Below are 17,925 nucleotides of genomic sequence, written 5' to 3' on the forward strand. Positions count from 1 at the left end.
TCCATCTGCTGATACTCGATAATCAAGTTTTTTTGATACAATCCGACCGGAAATTCTGTCATTCCTGCGAAAGCAGGAATCCATTTTGGGCCGATGCCGCGGTTCCGAGAGCGGTGGATTCCAGCTTTCGCAGGAATGACAGAAAAAAACTTGATTATCGAGTGATAATGTTTTATCGGCTCTCATATCGCCCGAGCATTGACGGTGAATCCGGAAAATGATTCTGCGTGTAATTGCGCCCGGACAGTTCATCGCTTTTGTTTGCATAACAATATCTGCAACCGAAAATACAGGAATTATTCATCCCAATGTCACGGCTCTGAACACATCTGCATAGTTTACGCTGGCCCGGGTCTTTTTTGCCAGAAAATGAGCGACCCGGGAAAAGTTCCGTAAGCAATTTGTCATCAATACATTTTCCGGGCATTATACCGATGTCTGAGAAATCAGTTTGTTCCGCACAAGTGACCACTTCCATATTATTTCCCCGGGCAATTTCCTGAATTCCTATGAGCAATTCTCTTATCAGAGAACGTTCCGCGGGATGGTGTTCCGTTATCACCTCCTCATCCGCCAGAAAGGAAAGCCTGCGGCGGGTTTTCTTGTAAAAATCAACAAGGCTGATCACACATCGCAGGGTATGGCCCCTGAGATTACCTGCAATCTGAGAAAAAAGCTCAAGGTGATACTCTGTATCAAGGACGGATGTAAGGATGATGGGATCATATCGCCAAATCACCCGCTCGGGTCCCAGACGATCCGAAACCTCCCTGAAACATCGAATGGCATTCTCAAGGGGCGGATTAGCACTTTCTATCCGCGGCCCGTAACCGTTAATCGTGTATTGAAAATAATAATAAAAACCTCGTTCATCAAGCGCCTTGAAATACTGAATCAGGGGCCTTGCATACCTTGTCCAAAAGACAATCGCATCCACATCCTCAGCCTTCAGTGATACCTCGGACACCTGTCTGATATTAAACGGATTGGGAACCGTACAGAACCTTGCCCGGATTCTGTTCATAAACCATTCAGAATAAAGTGCGGGAATATCTGTACGCCTGCTTGCTGAAATAATCATATTTTATATTAAAGTGTTAGGTGTTAGGTGTTAGGTGTTAATCTCGTTCATCTCGTTCCCACGCTTTAATCTCGTTCCCACGCTTTAATCTCGTTCCCACGCTTTAATCTCGTTCCCACGCTTTGCGTGGGAATGCAGGACGGACGCTTCGCGTCCTGAATTCGGCGGATGTCCCGGACACGAAGCATGAGAACGAGGGTGCGTGTGGATTTCCCATCCGCGGATTATCCATCAGCGTTCATCTCGTTCATCTCGTTCCCACGCTTTGCGTGGGAATGCGGGACGGACGCTTTGCGTCCTGAATTCGGCTCTCGTCCCGGACACAAAGCATGAGAACGAGGGTGCGTGTGGATTTCCCATCCGCGGATTATCCATCAGCGTTAATTGGGCATTGAAATTTCCTGAACTCTCCCGACCTGTCCGTCCTCCAACCTGACTTTTATGCCGTGGGGATGATGAGATGATTTTGTCAGAATATCTTTGACAATTCCCTTTGTTAATTTTCCAGTACGCTGATCTTTTTTCAAGACAATATGCACTTCGATACCGGCATGTATATCTTTCCTGTTTTGGCCGTTCATTTGGAAAACCTCCTTTTTATCTTAATCCGTACTCTGGTTATATGAAAGCCTTTGTTTACTTTCTTACAGGCATTCAAGTCAACATTTAAGTACCCGGGAAGAAATCCGGTTTTTTTACCCGAATGATCTGCCCCCGTGAAGGAAAAATCCGGGGTTCTCCGCTGTTCGCGGAAAAAAGATATATAAAAAATTGCTCAGGTACTTATTACCCGATGATCAAATTTTTTGACCTGGCTCAGACAAAAACCCTGTCATTCCGTTCGGCGTGAACTCAGACTTCGGCGAGTTCAGCCAGGTCGTCGAACGGAATGACAAACTGCTACAAAGATGCCGCCCTTACAGGGCTTGGCGGGGGGCTGCGAACCTGCTGCTACAAAGATGCCGTCCTTACAGGGCTTGGTCGGCCTTCCCTAAATCCGTTATCATCAGAAACTTGATCATCGAGTATTAAAAATCGGATAAGTATAACCCGGACAGAATACAGTCCCCCCGTCCGATTTGGTCCCTGTCAGACGGGATTTCTTTGCTGTCCGGCAAATGAAATCAGATACCCAATGGGCAAAATAATTCGGAATCACCTGAAAATCAAGAGTATCCTGTTTTCATTTTTGTTGAATTTATTGGATATTATATTTGTATATTTGATTATTATTTCAACTAGTTTAACACATTCAGCACCTTTGGAAATAATCTTATCGAAAAACAAATTATCTTGACAAATCGGGTAAATAGAATTATTTCAGGGAGAAAAATTATTAATGGTTTAAAGAATGCACATGAATTCAGCGCGTTGCTAAAGAGGAAACCAAGGAATGAAATGAATATTTATACCAGTCTAATTATAGTAGGTTCCCTGGCCGTTGGTCTTTCCTACCTGCCGTTTCAAATGCCTAACAGATATATATCATTTATAATGACAGTTGTTTGCACTGTCTTTTATCTGTTACTTACATTTCTTGTCACAAAAAAATGGATGGAAAAAAAATATAATGAAAAGATAAGCAGTTTGGAAAAGAAACATGATATCAAAATCAGCATTCTGAAAAAAGAACATGATATGACAACGCTTGAAAAAACAATCAGAGACGGCACACAGACCCTTATTAAAAATGCTCTGGACTATTTTAAGCTTGAAAATATAAAAAATGAGATGGGAGAATCCGCTGCAATAGAAAACTTACAGCTTGACAAATACGGCCAGATCATAGAGTTATTAGCCGAATTTTCTCTGATTCTTCCGGATCACGAAGAAAATAAGAAAATCGTTCAGGAAGAAATAAATCATCAGATTACCATATATCAGGTGGATGAAAGGCCTTTTGCAGTTTTTTTACAAAGGATAATGGGTAAGTATATTATAACTCTTAATAAAAAACTGCAAGAAAAAGCTGATCAGAGACCTCTGAGAATGAAGAAAAGATGTCCGAAATGTGCGGAAGATGTCTTATTAGAGGCGAAGGTATGCAAGCATTGCGGACACGAGTTTAAAGGCATCTCTGCGACATCTGACCACAGCAAGATTGCGTCGGACCGGGTTAAAAAGGGAAAAAAATTATATCGTTCAGGTAAATATCGGGAAGCAATAGATGTGTTCAGCAGTGCGATTGAATTAAAGCCGGACTCTTCTGCTGCTTATTATAACCGGGCGATTGTTTACTATAAGATCGGGAATAACCAACTGGCTAAGAACGATTTAAGGGAAGCATCTTATCTGGGACATCAAAGAGCAAAGGAACTATTAGACAAACAGTCATGACAGGAGATTTTATCCGGTCCCGGACGTTGTCACATTGACACTGGTTTTTTTCGGGATCCCGGAGGAAGGGCTGAAAACAGCACGGCAATTCATTGCCGAGTCTGAATTGTCGGGTTTTCAACTACCTAAAATAATAGCATACATAGGTAAGACGTTCTCAAATGGACTCGTGGTTTTTCTTGAAAATTATCTGGGCATCACTTACACTCGTTATTTCAGGTGTGACGGTCCTCATATTGTGGCGAGCCAGAGGGATTCTCAGTTGGAAAAAATCCTTAAAAGGGGAATTAAAAGAACTTAAAACGAACAGCGAATTATCAGCCCCTGGCCGGAAAGCGGGCATTCAGATCATTCTGAACCGCTGTGACGAAGTTTTTCACTCTTTTTCTCCCGGAATCGGTGAGCTTCAGGATATTCCCCAATTTATTACTTCGATTGCCGCATGTCAGCATCCCCGTTCAGAGCGTCCCGAGCTTCGGATGACCATAGGCCATTTTCTCCGGAGTCTTGAAAAATCTTTGGATCGGTTTGACCGTATTCTTCGGCGTCCGGGTTTCAGAAAACTTCAATACCTGAACATCCGAAGTATTCGTAAATCCCGGCAGTGGTATCTCCGAATTTCAGAGTCACCTTTGTGCAACTGGTATCTCCGCCACCAAAATAATATCCGGCGATTCTTTCAGTCCCGTCTTTTTCTGTTTCCGGATCCTTTTACCTGGCTGGCTTATCTCTCCCACCGGCTGACGATTCTGACGCTTACCAAGTATCTGATGGCGGATATCTACCTTTTTTTGGGAAAACTGGCTTTGGAAGCCTACAGCAATGAAGAAATTTTCGTTCAGGAAGAAAATGAAGATGAACTGGAAAAGACGCTGGATGACCTGGATTTTCTCGAAAATAATGAAGAATCTCTCGCAGACCCCGAAATTCAGGAGATTCGGAAGCGTCTGATAAGTGTTTCCGGTCTGCTGATGTCCAATCCTGGTTTTGATCAATGGAAAAACGCCGTCCATGAAGCAGCCATTTTCATATCAAAAAAACATTTTCCAGAATCAGATCATCCTTTGGAAGAAGCCGTCATCGGACCTTTGCTGGAAAAAACTCATGCCTGGGTATCCAGTTTCAGCAAGGGAGAGGATCTTCCTCTTGTGAATCGCTTTTATAAAATGCGCCTGGACACTTTATACCGCTCAAAAAGCCTTTCTGACACTCTCCTGCCCAGGCCCTTCCGAAGTTTTGTCGAAAAAGCCCTGAAAACATATGGCTGGCTCAGATGGCCATTAAAAACCTATCAGTTGGCAAAGAAAAGTTCCCCTTGGAAGATTGCCCTGGAGGTGGGATGGATAGCGGCGAAAAAGGCAAGCCTCGCGCATATCTGTGGAAAAACCTTTGATAAAGCCTGTAAGGAACTGGAAAGTGTCTATTCCCGGTCCCGGGAATTAAAAAAACAACGGTCAAAATAGGAAATTCAATTTGTGTTGCAAAAAAACTTATTTAAAATAGTGGTGACAGGTCAGATTGAATTTCTGATTTGTGATTTGATATTTATAATTCGTCATCTGATCAATGGAAAAAATCCCTCAGAGCGTTTTTAAAAAATTCCGTGGGGACACCATGTTTGTAGAAAGCCGGATATACTGTCACCACGGGACCCGGAAGCACGGGGCATGTCATTGCCGCAAATATGCCGTCCCTACAGGACTCATGCTACTTTTCAAACACCCTTTTAGCTTAATCAGTGATGTTCAGCATGGAAACAAGTTCGACGAATTTGAGTATGAATTGTAATTTTGACTTTAAAAAATTTTCAAGATGTTGGGAATCAGTCTGAAGGGAATTTATAATATATGGAACAAAGACATATTCTTATTGCTGATGACGAAAAAAATATACGTTTGTGTCTCGGTATCATGCTAAGGAGTTCAGGTTTCAAGGTGTCATTAGCAAAAAATGGGACAGAAGCTTTAAGTATGTTGCTAAGATTCAACGACAGTGCCGAGCCGGTTGATCTTCTGATTACTGATATCAGAATGCCTGAATTAGACGGAATTCAGCTGATCAGGTGTATTTCTCAGTTTGAATTTAACTTACCCGTTATTGTGATAACCGGTTTTGGTGACAAAAAAATGCTGATAGAACTGATCGGCCTGGGAATTCAGGATTTTCTTGAAAAGCCGTTCGGGAACAACGACGTATCCAGAAAAATTGATAAAGCTTTTGAAAGGCAAAGACGTTTTAAAGAAAACTTCAGAAAGTCTCATACAAGTTCGCTGAACAAAAAAAAAGAAATGGAAAATGATTTACAAATATCCGCGGACAGAAAAGAATTCGTACTCCGGTACCAGCCCATTATAGACCTTGAAACAAAAGATATTATCGGCATTGAGGCGCTGATTCGCTGGGTACACCCACAAAAAGGGATTATTCTGCCCACAGATTTCATTCCCCTCGCGGAAGAAACAGGTCTTATTGTGCCAATAGGCGCATGGGTATTAAAAACAGCCTGTCAGCAGATCGCAGAATATATCAGGGAACTGTCAGCAGAAAAGCCTTTCATACTTGGGATAAATGTTTCCACAAGACAGCTTTTACAGGAGGATTTCTTCATTAATATCAAGAAGATAATAAAAGAATCAGATATTAATCCGGAATGTGTGAAGCTGGAAATTACAGAAAGCGCCATCATGGACAATGTGGATATTGTGCTTCCAGTATTTAAAAAACTGAGGAAACAGGGAATCCGCCTGGCAATTGACGACTTCGGAACAGGATATTCATCTCTGAGCTATCTGCATCTGTTCCCTTTTGATACCTTGAAAATTGATCGTTCATTTGTGGATAAAATCGGTCTGGATGATGACAAATCCATGAAAATTATTCAGGCTGTGATATCTCTGGCTTCGGACCTTGATATGAATGTGGTGGCCGAAGGTATAGAAAACGAGTTCCAAATTAAAAGACTCAGGGAACTGAAATGCAAATACGGCCAGGGGTTTTATTTTTCAGAACCATTGCCGTCGGAACGAATTGAATATTTGCTCAGACAAAATTGCCGCCCTCTCGGATTAAAGGAAAATCCTGTTCCAAAAAACAGCAAAACAGGGGACTCATGTTGTAAAATGACATCTGTTTCAGAGCATCTGAATTTATAAGTTGCAAGCCTGAAAATTTGGTGATATAAATATTAACAGTTCGGACAGGTTTTGAAAATTAAGAATATTCAAAACTCTAATCTATTGAAATTATAGGATTTTAATTTTCAGGTATAAAATATTCAAACCTAATAAAAACAATACGTTATAAAAACTGTCCGAAGTATTGAAATATAAATGCTTATGAAAAAGCCGGGTTTTTTGCCCCTGGTTATGAAAATAGTTTCAGATAAAAAACCCGGGTTTTCAAAATGTATTTTCACGGTAAAAATAATTACATTTTTATCAGAACCGGATTCACAAAAAACAGAAATTTACCACCGTTAAAAGCATACTGTATGTGTTACCGACCTTAAGATATGAATCACACCCGCCTGAACAATATCGAAAAAAGATGATTAACAATGATCAATATTCAGAAACTTATAATAGAGCCTTTTGTAAAAGAATTAAAATCTGCTTATGAGCGAACTTATGGCCGAATGGAACCTGAATTTGCCAATATCATCGAATGGACAGGTCATCTTGCGCTTGAAAATATTTCCAATTGCGATGCCCTGTATCATAATGTCGAGCATACCATCATGGTCACTTTGTGCGGTCAGGAAATCCTGAGAGGGAAACATCTGACCGAAGGCGGTGTTCTCCCAAAAGACTGGCTGCATTTTATGATGGCCTGCCTGTGTCACGATATCGGTTTTGTAAAAGGGATATGCAGGCAGGACACAGGCAATATATTCGCCATCGGTGTTGGTGGAAAGACAGTGAAAATTCCGCCTGAGGGAACAGATGCGGCACTCACCCCTTATCATGTTGACCGTAGCAAACTTTTCATACTTGAGCGTTTCGGCGGAAAGCTGCTTATAAGCGCGGATGCCAACGAAATTGCCTCCTACATTGAAATGACACGCTTTCCTATCCCGGATGACGAAATTCATAAGGATACAAAAGGCTATGGTGCCCTGGTGCGGGCCGCGGACCTGATCGGCCAGCTCGGGGACCCTGGTTATTTGCGGAAAATCCCCGGTCTTTTCTACGAATTTGAGGAAACAGGAGCCAACGCGGCAATCGGCTACAAAAACCCCGAAGATATGCGGAAGAGTTACGCAAGGTTTTACTGGAATGTGGTATATCCCTATATTCAGAACGGGCTGAAGTATCTTCGTGTCACCCATGAAGGTAAACAATGGATTTCCAATCTTCACTCGCATGTGTTTACCGTGGAACACGGCGAGAAACGCCTGGGAGGTCCTTAATATTATCAGCAAAGAAAAACTGGAGCGGCTCTATAAAAAGTATGAGAGCCGCAAATATGTGCATCCTGATCCGCTTGAATTCCTTTATGCGTATGACGATCTTAATGATCGTGAAATCGCGGGACTGACAGCGTCCTCTCTGGCCTATGGCAGAGTGGCCCAGATTTTAAAAAGCGTTTCTTATGTGCTGGATATTATGGGACCCTCTCCGCACGCGTTTCTCCAAAACGCATCCCGGGCGTTCCTCAGAGAACGCTTTGAGGGCTTTCGGTACAGATTCGCCGGCGGTGACAATCTCGCAGCCATGCTTTCAGGAGCAAAACAGGTGATCGAACAGCATGGATCTCTTTATGAGTGTTTCCTCAGGGGCTTGAAAAAAAATGACGAGACAATTCTTCCGGCCCTGTCCTTTTTTGCCTCGGAACTTACAAGAAAAGAAAACCCCGGACACCTTGTCCCGCTGCCGGAACGGGGAAGCGCATGCAAACGCATGAATCTGTTCTTACGCTGGATGGTTCGGACAGACGCTGTTGATCCCGGAGGATGGGAGGAAATCTCTCCGTCAAAACTGATTGTTCCGTTGGATGTGCATATGCACAAAATTTGTTTCAAATTAGGTCTGACAGCACGAAAACAGGCAAATATGCGCACAGCGCTTGAAATTACTTCAGCATTCAAAAAACTGGCTCCTGATGATCCTGTCCGATACGATTTTGCGCTGACCCGTCTGGGCATAAGAGACGACGCTGATCCGAATGACTTATTCAACTTATGACAGATGCCCGCTTTTGAAAATGCCCAGGATTTCCCAATCCCGGATGGACAATTTTCATGAATCATGCTAAAATGTAATTTTAGCACGCCTTCCTTCTGATCTGGCCGGACTCACTTCATCAGCAACCGATATCCGCAATATAAAATGCCTCATCATTTATCATTGACACATCACTCTCACTATCTTATATTCTTTTCTTTTATATGAAAGTGTCAGGTGTTAAGTGTTAAGTGTTAGGAAAAACAGTAAAACTTTCATTTTTCGTTGTGACCGGCAGGTCATGCCCGTTTATATGAAAGTGTCAGGTGTCAGGTGTTAAGTGTTAGGAAAAACTATAAAACTTTCATGGTTCGTTGTGACCGGCAAATCATGACTGTTTTATATGAAATTATAAAATTGCTTAAGTACTTGTCCATAAATTTTCCGACATTTTTCTGATCCGGAGTACTGAAATAACATTTCAGAACGTGAGAACGTTTCATTTTCGCACTCCGAAAAAATACCGAAAAACTTTTGTCCAGGTACTTACTTCTGGCAGAAACCTTTTTTTCAACTTGGTTTCTTCAGAAAAACTTAAAATTTATAAACGGAGGAGTTATGTCAGGCATAAAAAGTGATTATAAAGAAGAAGGTGAACGTTTTACTGCTGTTTTTGAAACAAGCCTCGGGTCATTTGAGGCTGAACTTTACGCAAAAGAGTGTCCCGAAACCGTTTGGAACTTTATCAACCTCGCGGAAGGAAGACAGGAGACAATGAGACAGGGCAACTTTTATGATGGTCTCTCCTTTCACAGAGTAATTGAAGGCTTTGTTATCCAGGGGGGATGCCCTTTTGGAAACGGAACCGGGGGACCGGGATATAAATTCAAAGATGAATTTGATTCCTCCTTAAAACATGACAGCGAAGGAGTCTTTTCCATGGCCAATGCCGGACCAGGAACCAACGGAAGCCAGTTTTTTATCACGTTGGCACCGACACCTCATTTGAATAACAGACACTCAGTTTTCGGAAAAGTGGTCAAAGGAATAGAAGTGGTGAGAAAAATCGGTTCTGTGAAAACAGACGCCATGGACAAACCTCTGGAATCGGTGGTAATGAACAAGGTTACAATTCAACGATAAAAGAAGAATTGCGTAAGACTTCCGAAATTCTTGATACTTCGGAAGTCTGACGGATAAGTTATCCGGAAATCAGCCCTGAATTCAGTAAAAAAGGATTTTTTCTCATGACTCGATGATCAAATTTTCTGACTTGGCTCGGGCAAAAAGAGGGTTATTCCTGCGAAATCAGGAATCCGTTTTGGGCCGATGCCGCGCCTACCAGGAGCTGTGGATTCCTGCTTTCGCAGGAATGACAGAAAAAACTTGATCATTGGTCATTAGAAAAGTCCCAAAATCGGTGGTGTTCCAAAACCGGATATAAATGTTATGACGATCTGAATCAATATGACAGATATTGATTCAGCCGGATTCGAATCACCACCGAGTCGGCAGGGGCCTTTATGTCATAGCGTAATCAAAAAAAATCCGAAATACGAATACTGAAATTTTTTCCTTGTTTATTCAGGAATGCAAGACAAACCTGAGATTCAAAATTTGAATCACGGAGATGTTCCGGATTTCGGGTTTCGGATTTTCTCTATTTAAGGAGAACTGAAGAATGTCAGAATTTGCATATCAGGAAATGTTTCCTCTGGGAAAAGACACAACAGAATATCGTATGTTGACAAAAGACCATGTTTCTTTGAAATCCTTTGAAGGCAAAGATATATTAAAAATTGACCCTGAAGGGCTTACGCTTCTTTCGGAGCAGGCGTTCAGAGATGTTTCCCACCTGCTGAGGTCGTCGCATCTGGAATTACTGGCAAAAATTTTTGATGACCCGGAAAGTTCTGACAACGACAGATATGTGGCCCTTGAGATGTTGAAAAATGCCGTGATTTCCGCGGGCGGCGTGTTTCCTTTGTGTCAGGATACCGGAACCGCCATTGTGATGGGCAAAAAAGGGCACCAGGTCTGGACTGATTTTTCTGATGAAGAATTCCTCGCAAAAGGGGTTTACAATGCTTACACAACCAACAATCTGCGATATTCTCAGAATGCGCCCCTGACCATGTACGAGGAAAAAAACACGGGCTGTAATCTTCCCGCACAGATTGAACTTTACGCGACCGAGGGAGACGCATACAAATTTCTCTTTATGGCAAAAGGGGGCGGATCCGCGAATAAATCATATCTCTATCAGGAAACCAAAGCCCTGCTCACGCCTGAAACTCTCTCTGCATTTGCGAGAGAGAAAATGAAAAGCCTGGGCACGTCCGCGTGTCCGCCTTATCACCTTGCTTTTGTTATCGGCGGAACCTCCGCGGAAATGACTCTTAAAACGGTGAAACTGGCCTCTGCAAAGTACCTTGATGATCTTCCCACAAAGGGAAACGACCTCGGACATGCGTTCAGAGATTTGGAGCTTGAAGCGGAATTGCTGAAAATATCCCGTGACATCGGGCTCGGAGCCCAGTTTGGCGGAAAGTATTTTTGTCTGGATACAAGAGTCATCCGCCTCCCCAGGCACGGGGCCTCGTGTCCTGTAGGAATCGGGGTAAGTTGCAGCGCGGACAGAAATATAAAGGCGAAGATTACCAAAGACGGTATCTTTTTGGAACAGCTTGAGACCAATCCCGCGAAGTATCTGCCGGAAGTTGAAGCAAGTGACGAGGATGCTGTCCGTGTTGACCTGAACAAGCCCATGAGCGAGATTCGGGCGATATTGAGCAACTATCCGGTGGCGACCCGTCTGCTGCTTACAGGAAAAATCGTGGTGGGGAGAGATATTGCCCATGCCAAGCTGAAGGAACGTCTTGACAGCGGAGAAGACCTTCCCCAGTATCTCAGGGATCATATTATCTATTATGCAGGCCCGGCAAAAACCCCGGAAGGCTGTGCCTCAGGTTCTTTCGGGCCTACGACCGCGGGCCGTATGGATTCCTATGTGCCGTTGTTCCAGGAACGGGGCGGTTCCATGATTATGCTGGCAAAGGGGAACCGGTCAAAGATCGTTACGGAATCGTGTCAGAAATACGGCGGTTTTTATCTCGGCTCCATTGGCGGACCCGCTGCAAGGCTGGGTAAAGAGTGCATCACGAATATTGAGACTCTCGAATATCCTGAGCTGGGAATGGAGGCGATCTTTATGATCACGGTAAAAGATTTTCCAGCGTTTATCATTGTGGATGATAAGGGGAATGACTTTTTTGAGGGGTTGTTGTAGAACTTCCTCTATTCAATGCAATCTGCGTTGTTCTGACAAAAATGTCTTTGTCCGGATGAGAACTAAGTACCTGAGCAAAAGTTTTTTTATATTACTTTTTTTCTGCTAGCGTCGGAGAAACCCGGGTTTTTCCTTTATCGGAGACGCATCATTCCGGAAAAAAGCCGGGTTTCTTCCCCGGGCAGATATTAAAAATTTATGGTGATGAGGGGCGACTCGAATGTCAGACCTCCGAGGTTTTGAAAATCTCGGAGGTCTTTACCTTTCAGAATTTACTTGGTCATGTACCAAATTCAGCAGATGAAAAATTCACACATATTCCCGTTCACATGGTTCGTGTCCTTTCGGATGTCGGACGAGATCAGGACGCGAAGCGTCCGTCCTGCATTCCCACGCAAAGCGTGGGAACGAGATGGCTGAGTTGCATTCATTTTTTGTGGAAAATTAAACCCCCCTTAATCACATCCGGAGAAAATAATATGAATGATAATTATTTTATCAGACGGGCCATATCTGATGACGACAGTAAACAACTGCATAAACTCTTTTCAGAAGTTTTTCATCCTCAGGATGTGGGAACTCTTGCAGAAACCATGTTTCATCACCTCCCCCGCATGGAAAAGAAATACTGGTTTATTGCGGAAGACAGAAACACATCCGCCATTGTTTCTGCTTTCGCACTTATCCCCTGGACATGGGAAATGGAAGGGATCCGGCTCAAAGTCGCTGAAATGGGAATCGTCGGAACCCGAAAAGAATATCAGGAACAGGGGCTGATGAGAATACTGAACAAGGAATTTGACAAGACGCTTGCAGCGGAAAAGTTTGATCTCGCGGTTATCCAGGGCATACCGGGCTTTTATCATAATTTCGGATACCATTATGCTGTTGCCATGGAAAACCATATTAATATGCCGCTTCATATCATTCCGGATGAGCAGGACAAAGACGGATATACATTTCGCATCGCCGGTTTGAAAGATATTCCGTATCTGATGGAGGAAGATGAAAGCTACAGGAAATTTTTCTCTGTTTCCGCGTTCAGAGATGAGGCCAATTGGAAATATTTGTTCGGACAAAGCCTGAAAACTGAATATGGTTCGGAATTTTGGATTATGGAAAACAAAGACAAATGCGAAAAATTCTGCTTCAGAATTCCGCAGGAAGGCTTTGGAAAAGGACTTATCATCAGCGAAATCAGCGCGTACATCACCTATGACGCGTTAATCCGTCTGTTCACTTTTTGCAAACACAAGGCTGCGGAACGTAATAAGCCTTATATCAGGCTGAATCTTCATAACGAATCAATGGCCGGTAAGACAGCCATTTCCATGGGCGCTGAAAAAGGAAACCCATATGCGTGGCAGATAAAATTTGCCGACAGGATAAATTTCCTGAGAAAAATTGCCCCGATTCTTGAGAAACGAATGAAAGAGAGTCTCTTTAAAAATTTTTCCGGGACAGTCAGACTGGATTTTTTTAAAACAAAGGCGGATATGATATGGAACGAGGGCATTCTTGAATCTGTGAAACCAGGAGAGGAAGAGGCGTGTGATAACACATTTTGTATCAGCGAAGACCTCTTTCCCGCACTCTGCCTGGGACACAGAACCTGGCAGGAATTACAGCACACCCGGCCGGATATTTTCCCGGCATCGCAGTACCTCCGACCGAATCTTACAGCATCCGATAAAAGCGGTCTTTTAACGGATACGCTTTTTCCCTCCGGCAACTCATGGATTTATGAGCAGTATTAGAACATGATACAGTTTGGCACTCCGGAGCGACAGTCCGAAAAGGGAGCATTTTGAGGTAGTAAATTGTTTAAAATTCAGGTAGTCCTGCAAAGGTAGTGATTCGTGAAGCTTCTCGCATCTCACAGCGCGGATATCAATGCCAGGGACAGGATGGGATTCAGTGTGCTGATACTGGCTCTGACTGATCTTTTTTCAGAATAACACCCTTGTTCACCGGGCTTTCCTGCTGATTCCGATTTACCTTGACAAACATTCCAGACATGCACATATTTATAAAATATTTTTTTTGGGGAAATCACAGGAGTTCTCAAAAAAAATAACTTACCCGATTTTTTTTTAGAATTGCAGTTTATAAGACAGATCAGGCCGGAGCATGTCCGCCAATATTCCTTAGTTTCCGATATTATTGCATTTGACACTCTGCCTGCATGTTTCGCAGGAAATATCCGAAGGTATTTCGGTGTCATGGATAACTGGATTCAAAATCCGTCAGAGCAATGACATATGAGGATATGGCATGACTTTATTCAAGAAAAACTTTTTGCTGATGATGGTCGGAGTTGTTGCTGACCTGTTTGCCAAAAATATTTTAACATATTTCTGGATATAAAGCTAAAAACACCTTAATTTACTATAAAAACAAAGGAGTCAATTCTATGGCAAAGGAAATGAAAACCATTGATGGCAACACTGCGGCCGCGCATGTGGCTTATGCCATGAGCGACGTCGCCGCCATTTATCCTATTACCCCGTCCTCTCCTATCGGAGAGATCGCAGATGAATGGGCGGCAGCAGGGCGTAAAAACATTTTCGGACAGACCATGACAATCCGTCAGATGCAGTCGGAAGCCGGGGCAGCCGCGTCTGTTCACGGTTCTCTGGCAGCCGGGTCATTCACGACAACATTCACAGCATCCCAGGGCCTTCTCCTGATGATTCCGAATATGTATAAAATGGCAGGCGAACTCCTCCCCGGGGTTTTGCATGTGACAGCCCGTGCCATTGCCGGACATGCCCTTTCCATTTTCGGAGACCATCAGGATGTCATGGCAGTACGCCAGACCGGGTTTGCACTCCTGGGGGCGGCCTCTGTTCAGGAAACCATGGACCTGGGGCTGGTGGCCCATCTTTCCGCCATCGAAGCCAGTGTTCCGTTCCTCCATTTTTTTGACGGATTCCGCACCTCCCATGAAATCCAGAAGATTGAAATGATCCGTTATGAGGACATGGCAAAGCTGGTCAATCAGGATGCTGTTGCTAAATTCCGTGCCAGAGGCGCGAACCCGGAAACGCCTGAACTCCGAGGCACGGCCCAGAATCCGGATATTTATTTCCAGGGCATGGAAACCCGTAATCCGTATTATCTCAAAGTTCCGGGCATTGTCAGCGAATACATGAAAAAAGTCGGGGACCTCACGGGCCGCCAATACAAACTGTTCGATTATGTGGGGGCATCGGACGCGGAACAGATCATCATTTCCATGGGCTCATCCTGCGAAACCATCGAGGAGGTTGTCCGCCACCTCGTGAAAACCGGAGAAAAAGTCGGGCTGGTCAAAGTTCGTCTGTACCGTCCCTTTTCGCCGGAACATCTCTTTGCTGTCCTCCCTGAAACAACGAAAACAGTCACAGTGCTGGATCGTACCAAAGAGCCGGGCGCATTGGGTGATCCGCTGTATCTGGATATGTGTACGGCCTATGTGGAGCGCGGCGGAGCGATCCCTGCCATCCTCAACGGCCGGTATGGTCTGGGGTCCAAAGAATTCAATCCGTTTATGGTCAAAGCCATTTTTGACAACATGAAGGCTGAGGCTCCCAAGAATCACTTCACGGTCGGTATCACAGATGATGTGACGCAGACCTCGCTCGAAGTCAAGACAGACAGTTTTGATGTGGCTCCTGAGGGAACCGTGCGGTGCAAATTCTGGGGACTCGGGGCGGACGGAACCGTGGGCGCAAATAAGAGTGCCATCAAAATTATCGGCAACAATACCGATATGTATGCACAGGCCTATTTTGCTTATGACTCCAAAAAATCCGGCGGTGTGACCATGTCGCATCTCCGTTTTGGTAAAAGCCCCATCCAATCAGCCTACCTTATTAAAGGTGCCGACTACGTCGCGTGTCACAATCCCAGTTATGTGCATATGTACGATGTCCTTGAGGGCATCAGAGACGGCGGAACTTTTGTACTGAACTCTCCGTGGACTACGGAGGAGATGGAAGAGAAGCTTCCTGCTGAGATGCGCCGGACCATTGCTCAGAAAAATCTCAAATTCTACAATATTGATGCGGTGAAGATTGCGGGCGAGGTAGGCCTCGGGGGCAGGATTAACATGATCATGCAGACCGCATTCTTCAATCTGGCGAATGTCATTCCGGTTGACGACGCGATTGCCTATCTCAAAGACGAGATAAAAAAAATGTTCGGCAAAAAAGGCGACAGGATCGTCAACATGAACCGGGACGCGGTGGATAAGAGTCTTGATAACCTCGTAGAAATCAAATATCCCGAGTCCTGGGCTGATGCGGCTGACGTTGCAGCGGAAGTCAGACACGAACCTGATTTTGTGAAAAATGTCCTGCGCCCCATGGTCGCGCAGCAGGGAGACAATCTCCCGGTCAGCGCATTTTCGCCGGACGGAATTTTTCCTGTGGCAACCAGTCAGTATGAAAAACGGGGCGTTGCCATCAATGTTCCGGAATGGATTATAGACAACTGTATTCAGTGCAATCAGTGCGCCATGGTCTGCCCCCATGCGGCTATCCGCCCTGTCCTCGTCACAGAAGAGGAAGCCGGAAACGCTCCCCAGGCATTTGAGTCAAAAAAGGCAGTGGGCAAGGAACTCAAAGGCTATCAGTTCCGTATGCAGGTTAACCCGTTGGACTGCATGGGCTGCGGCAACTGTGCGGACATCTGTCCCGCCAAAAAACCTGCGCTGGTCATGAAGCCGCTGGATACCCAAAGAGACGTTCAGGCGAAAAACTTTGAGTTTGCAATGACCCTGCCAGTGCGGGATAATCTGATGAAACGAAACACGGTGAAGGGAAGTCAGTTCTGTCAGCCGCTGCTTGAGTTCTCCGGTGCGTGCGCGGGATGCGGTGAGACACCATATGCAAAACTTCTCACCCAGCTCTTTGGCGAGCGGATGATTATCGGAAATGCCACGGGTTGTACGTCCATATGGGGCGGTTCCGCACCGGCCATTCCTTACTGTGTGAACAAGGACGGTTTCGGTCCGACTTGGGGAAATTCTCTGTTTGAGGACCCTGCTGAATTTACCTACGGGATGCTTCTGGGTCATTTCCAACAGCGCAGAAAACTCGCCGAACTGATGCAGCAGGCCATGAGTGAGGATATCTCTCATGAGATAAAGGACGCGATGCAGGGCTGGCTGGATAATATGAAGGACCCCGAGGGATCCAAAAAATATGGCGACGAACTCAAGGCGTTGCTGCCTGCCTATAAAACCCACTCGGTTCTGAGTGAAATCGCAAGCATGTCCAAGCTGTTCACCAAAAAATCCTACTGGATATTCCTCGGTGACGGGTCAGCGTATGACATTTCCTTTGGCGGCATTGACCATATTCTGGCAACGGGCGAGGATATCAATGTCATGGTGTATGACACCGAGGTCTATTCCAACACCGGGGGTCAGTCCTCAAAAGCCACGCCCACGGGTTCGGTCGCGAAATTCGCGGCCTCCGGCAAGAAGACCGGCAAAAAGGACATGGGCGGCATGGCCATGACTTACGGATATGTGTATGTGGCGAACGTGGGCATGGGCGCGAACAAGCAGCAGCTTATCAAAGCCCTCACCGAAGCCGAGGCCTATGACGGCCCCTCGCTGATCATGGCGTATGCGCCCTGCATCAACCACGGTATCAAGAAAGGCATGGGCAAGAGCCAGGAGGAGACGAAATTGGCGGTTCAGTGCGGTTACTGGCCCCTGTATCGCTATAACCCGGAACTGAAGGCCGAAGGAAAGAATCCGTTTATCCTCGACTCCAAAGAACCGGACGGCAGCCTCCAGGAATTTCTCTCCGGCGAGGTGCGTTATGCTTCTCTGGAAAAAGCCTTTCCCGAAGAATCTGAAAAACTGCGTGCTGTGCTTGAACAGGAGTATAAGGCACGGTATGAATCGCTGAAAAAGTTGGCTGAGGAAACGCCGGCTGAAGAGAAAGAAACAGAATCTGCCGAGGATGATCCGAGCTGCACCGTAACCAACACTGCGGAACATGCAAGGCTTGATAACGTGGATGACGCGTGTGATGACGGACGGACAGGGAAATAATTTG

12 protein-coding genes are annotated in these 17,925 nt (G+C 44.9%); 10 read left to right on the forward strand and 2 right to left on the reverse strand.

The features are described 5' to 3' along the window. Positions 1-172 precede the first annotated feature (172 nt). Positions 173-1,081 carry a DUF1848 domain-containing protein gene (locus dnm_RS23755; RefSeq protein WP_207679373.1) on the reverse strand — a complete coding sequence of 303 codons (909 nt, stop codon included), beginning with the start codon at positions 1,079-1,081 and terminating at the stop codon, positions 173-175. Positions 1,082-1,461: 380 nt separating this feature from the next. Continuing rightward, positions 1,462-1,662 carry a YwbE family protein gene (locus dnm_RS23760; protein WP_207679374.1) on the reverse strand — a complete coding sequence of 67 codons (201 nt, stop codon included), beginning with the start codon at positions 1,660-1,662 and terminating at the stop codon, positions 1,462-1,464. Between the two features lie 308 nt (positions 1,663-1,970). On the opposite strand from dnm_RS23760, the gene dnm_RS31385 reads away from it, so the two are divergent. From dnm_RS31385 to nifJ, 10 genes are all read left to right on the forward strand, one after another. Continuing rightward, positions 1,971-2,099, forward strand: coding sequence for a hypothetical protein (locus dnm_RS31385; protein ID WP_276571826.1), 129 nt, complete (start codon positions 1,971-1,973; stop codon positions 2,097-2,099). 536 nt (positions 2,100-2,635) lie between these two features. After that, on the forward strand, positions 2,636-3,418 hold the full coding sequence (locus dnm_RS23765; RefSeq protein ID WP_207679375.1) for a tetratricopeptide repeat protein: 783 nt from the start codon (positions 2,636-2,638) through the stop codon (positions 3,416-3,418). Positions 3,419-3,579: 161 nt separating this feature from the next. Then, positions 3,580-4,881 (forward strand): hypothetical protein, encoded by a 1,302-nt coding sequence (locus dnm_RS23770; RefSeq protein WP_207679376.1) that lies wholly within the window; start codon positions 3,580-3,582, stop codon positions 4,879-4,881. A gap of 384 nt (positions 4,882-5,265) precedes the next feature. Beyond that, positions 5,266-6,570, forward strand: a complete 1,305-nt coding sequence (locus dnm_RS23775; RefSeq protein ID WP_207679377.1) for an EAL domain-containing response regulator — start codon at positions 5,266-5,268, stop codon at positions 6,568-6,570. Between the two features lie 404 nt (positions 6,571-6,974). After that, positions 6,975-7,826, forward strand: a complete 852-nt coding sequence (locus tag dnm_RS23780; protein ID WP_207679378.1) for an Npun_R2479 family HD domain-containing metalloprotein — start codon at positions 6,975-6,977, stop codon at positions 7,824-7,826. After that, on the forward strand, positions 7,780-8,601 hold the full coding sequence (locus dnm_RS23785; RefSeq protein WP_207679379.1) for a TIGR02757 family protein: 822 nt from the start codon (positions 7,780-7,782) through the stop codon (positions 8,599-8,601). The genes dnm_RS23780 and dnm_RS23785 overlap by 47 nt, the downstream gene beginning before the upstream one ends. A gap of 597 nt (positions 8,602-9,198) precedes the next feature. Beyond that, on the forward strand, positions 9,199-9,723 hold the full coding sequence (locus dnm_RS23790) for a peptidylprolyl isomerase (RefSeq protein WP_207679380.1): 525 nt from the start codon (positions 9,199-9,201) through the stop codon (positions 9,721-9,723). 538 nt (positions 9,724-10,261) lie between these two features. Beyond that, positions 10,262-11,869, forward strand: coding sequence for a fumarate hydratase (locus dnm_RS23795; protein ID WP_207679381.1), 1,608 nt, complete (start codon positions 10,262-10,264; stop codon positions 11,867-11,869). A gap of 479 nt (positions 11,870-12,348) precedes the next feature. Continuing rightward, positions 12,349-13,626, forward strand: coding sequence for a GNAT family N-acetyltransferase (locus tag dnm_RS23800; protein ID WP_207679382.1), 1,278 nt, complete (start codon positions 12,349-12,351; stop codon positions 13,624-13,626). Positions 13,627-14,282: 656 nt separating this feature from the next. Further along, complete coding sequence (nifJ, locus tag dnm_RS23805) at positions 14,283-17,921, forward strand: pyruvate:ferredoxin (flavodoxin) oxidoreductase (protein ID WP_207679383.1); 3,639 nt, start codon at positions 14,283-14,285, stop codon at positions 17,919-17,921. The last annotated feature ends 4 nt before the right edge of the window (positions 17,922-17,925 follow it).

This window comes from Desulfonema magnum, assembly GCF_017377395.1.
Lineage (GTDB): Bacteria > Desulfobacterota > Desulfobacteria > Desulfobacterales > 4be13 > Desulfonema_C > Desulfonema_C magnum.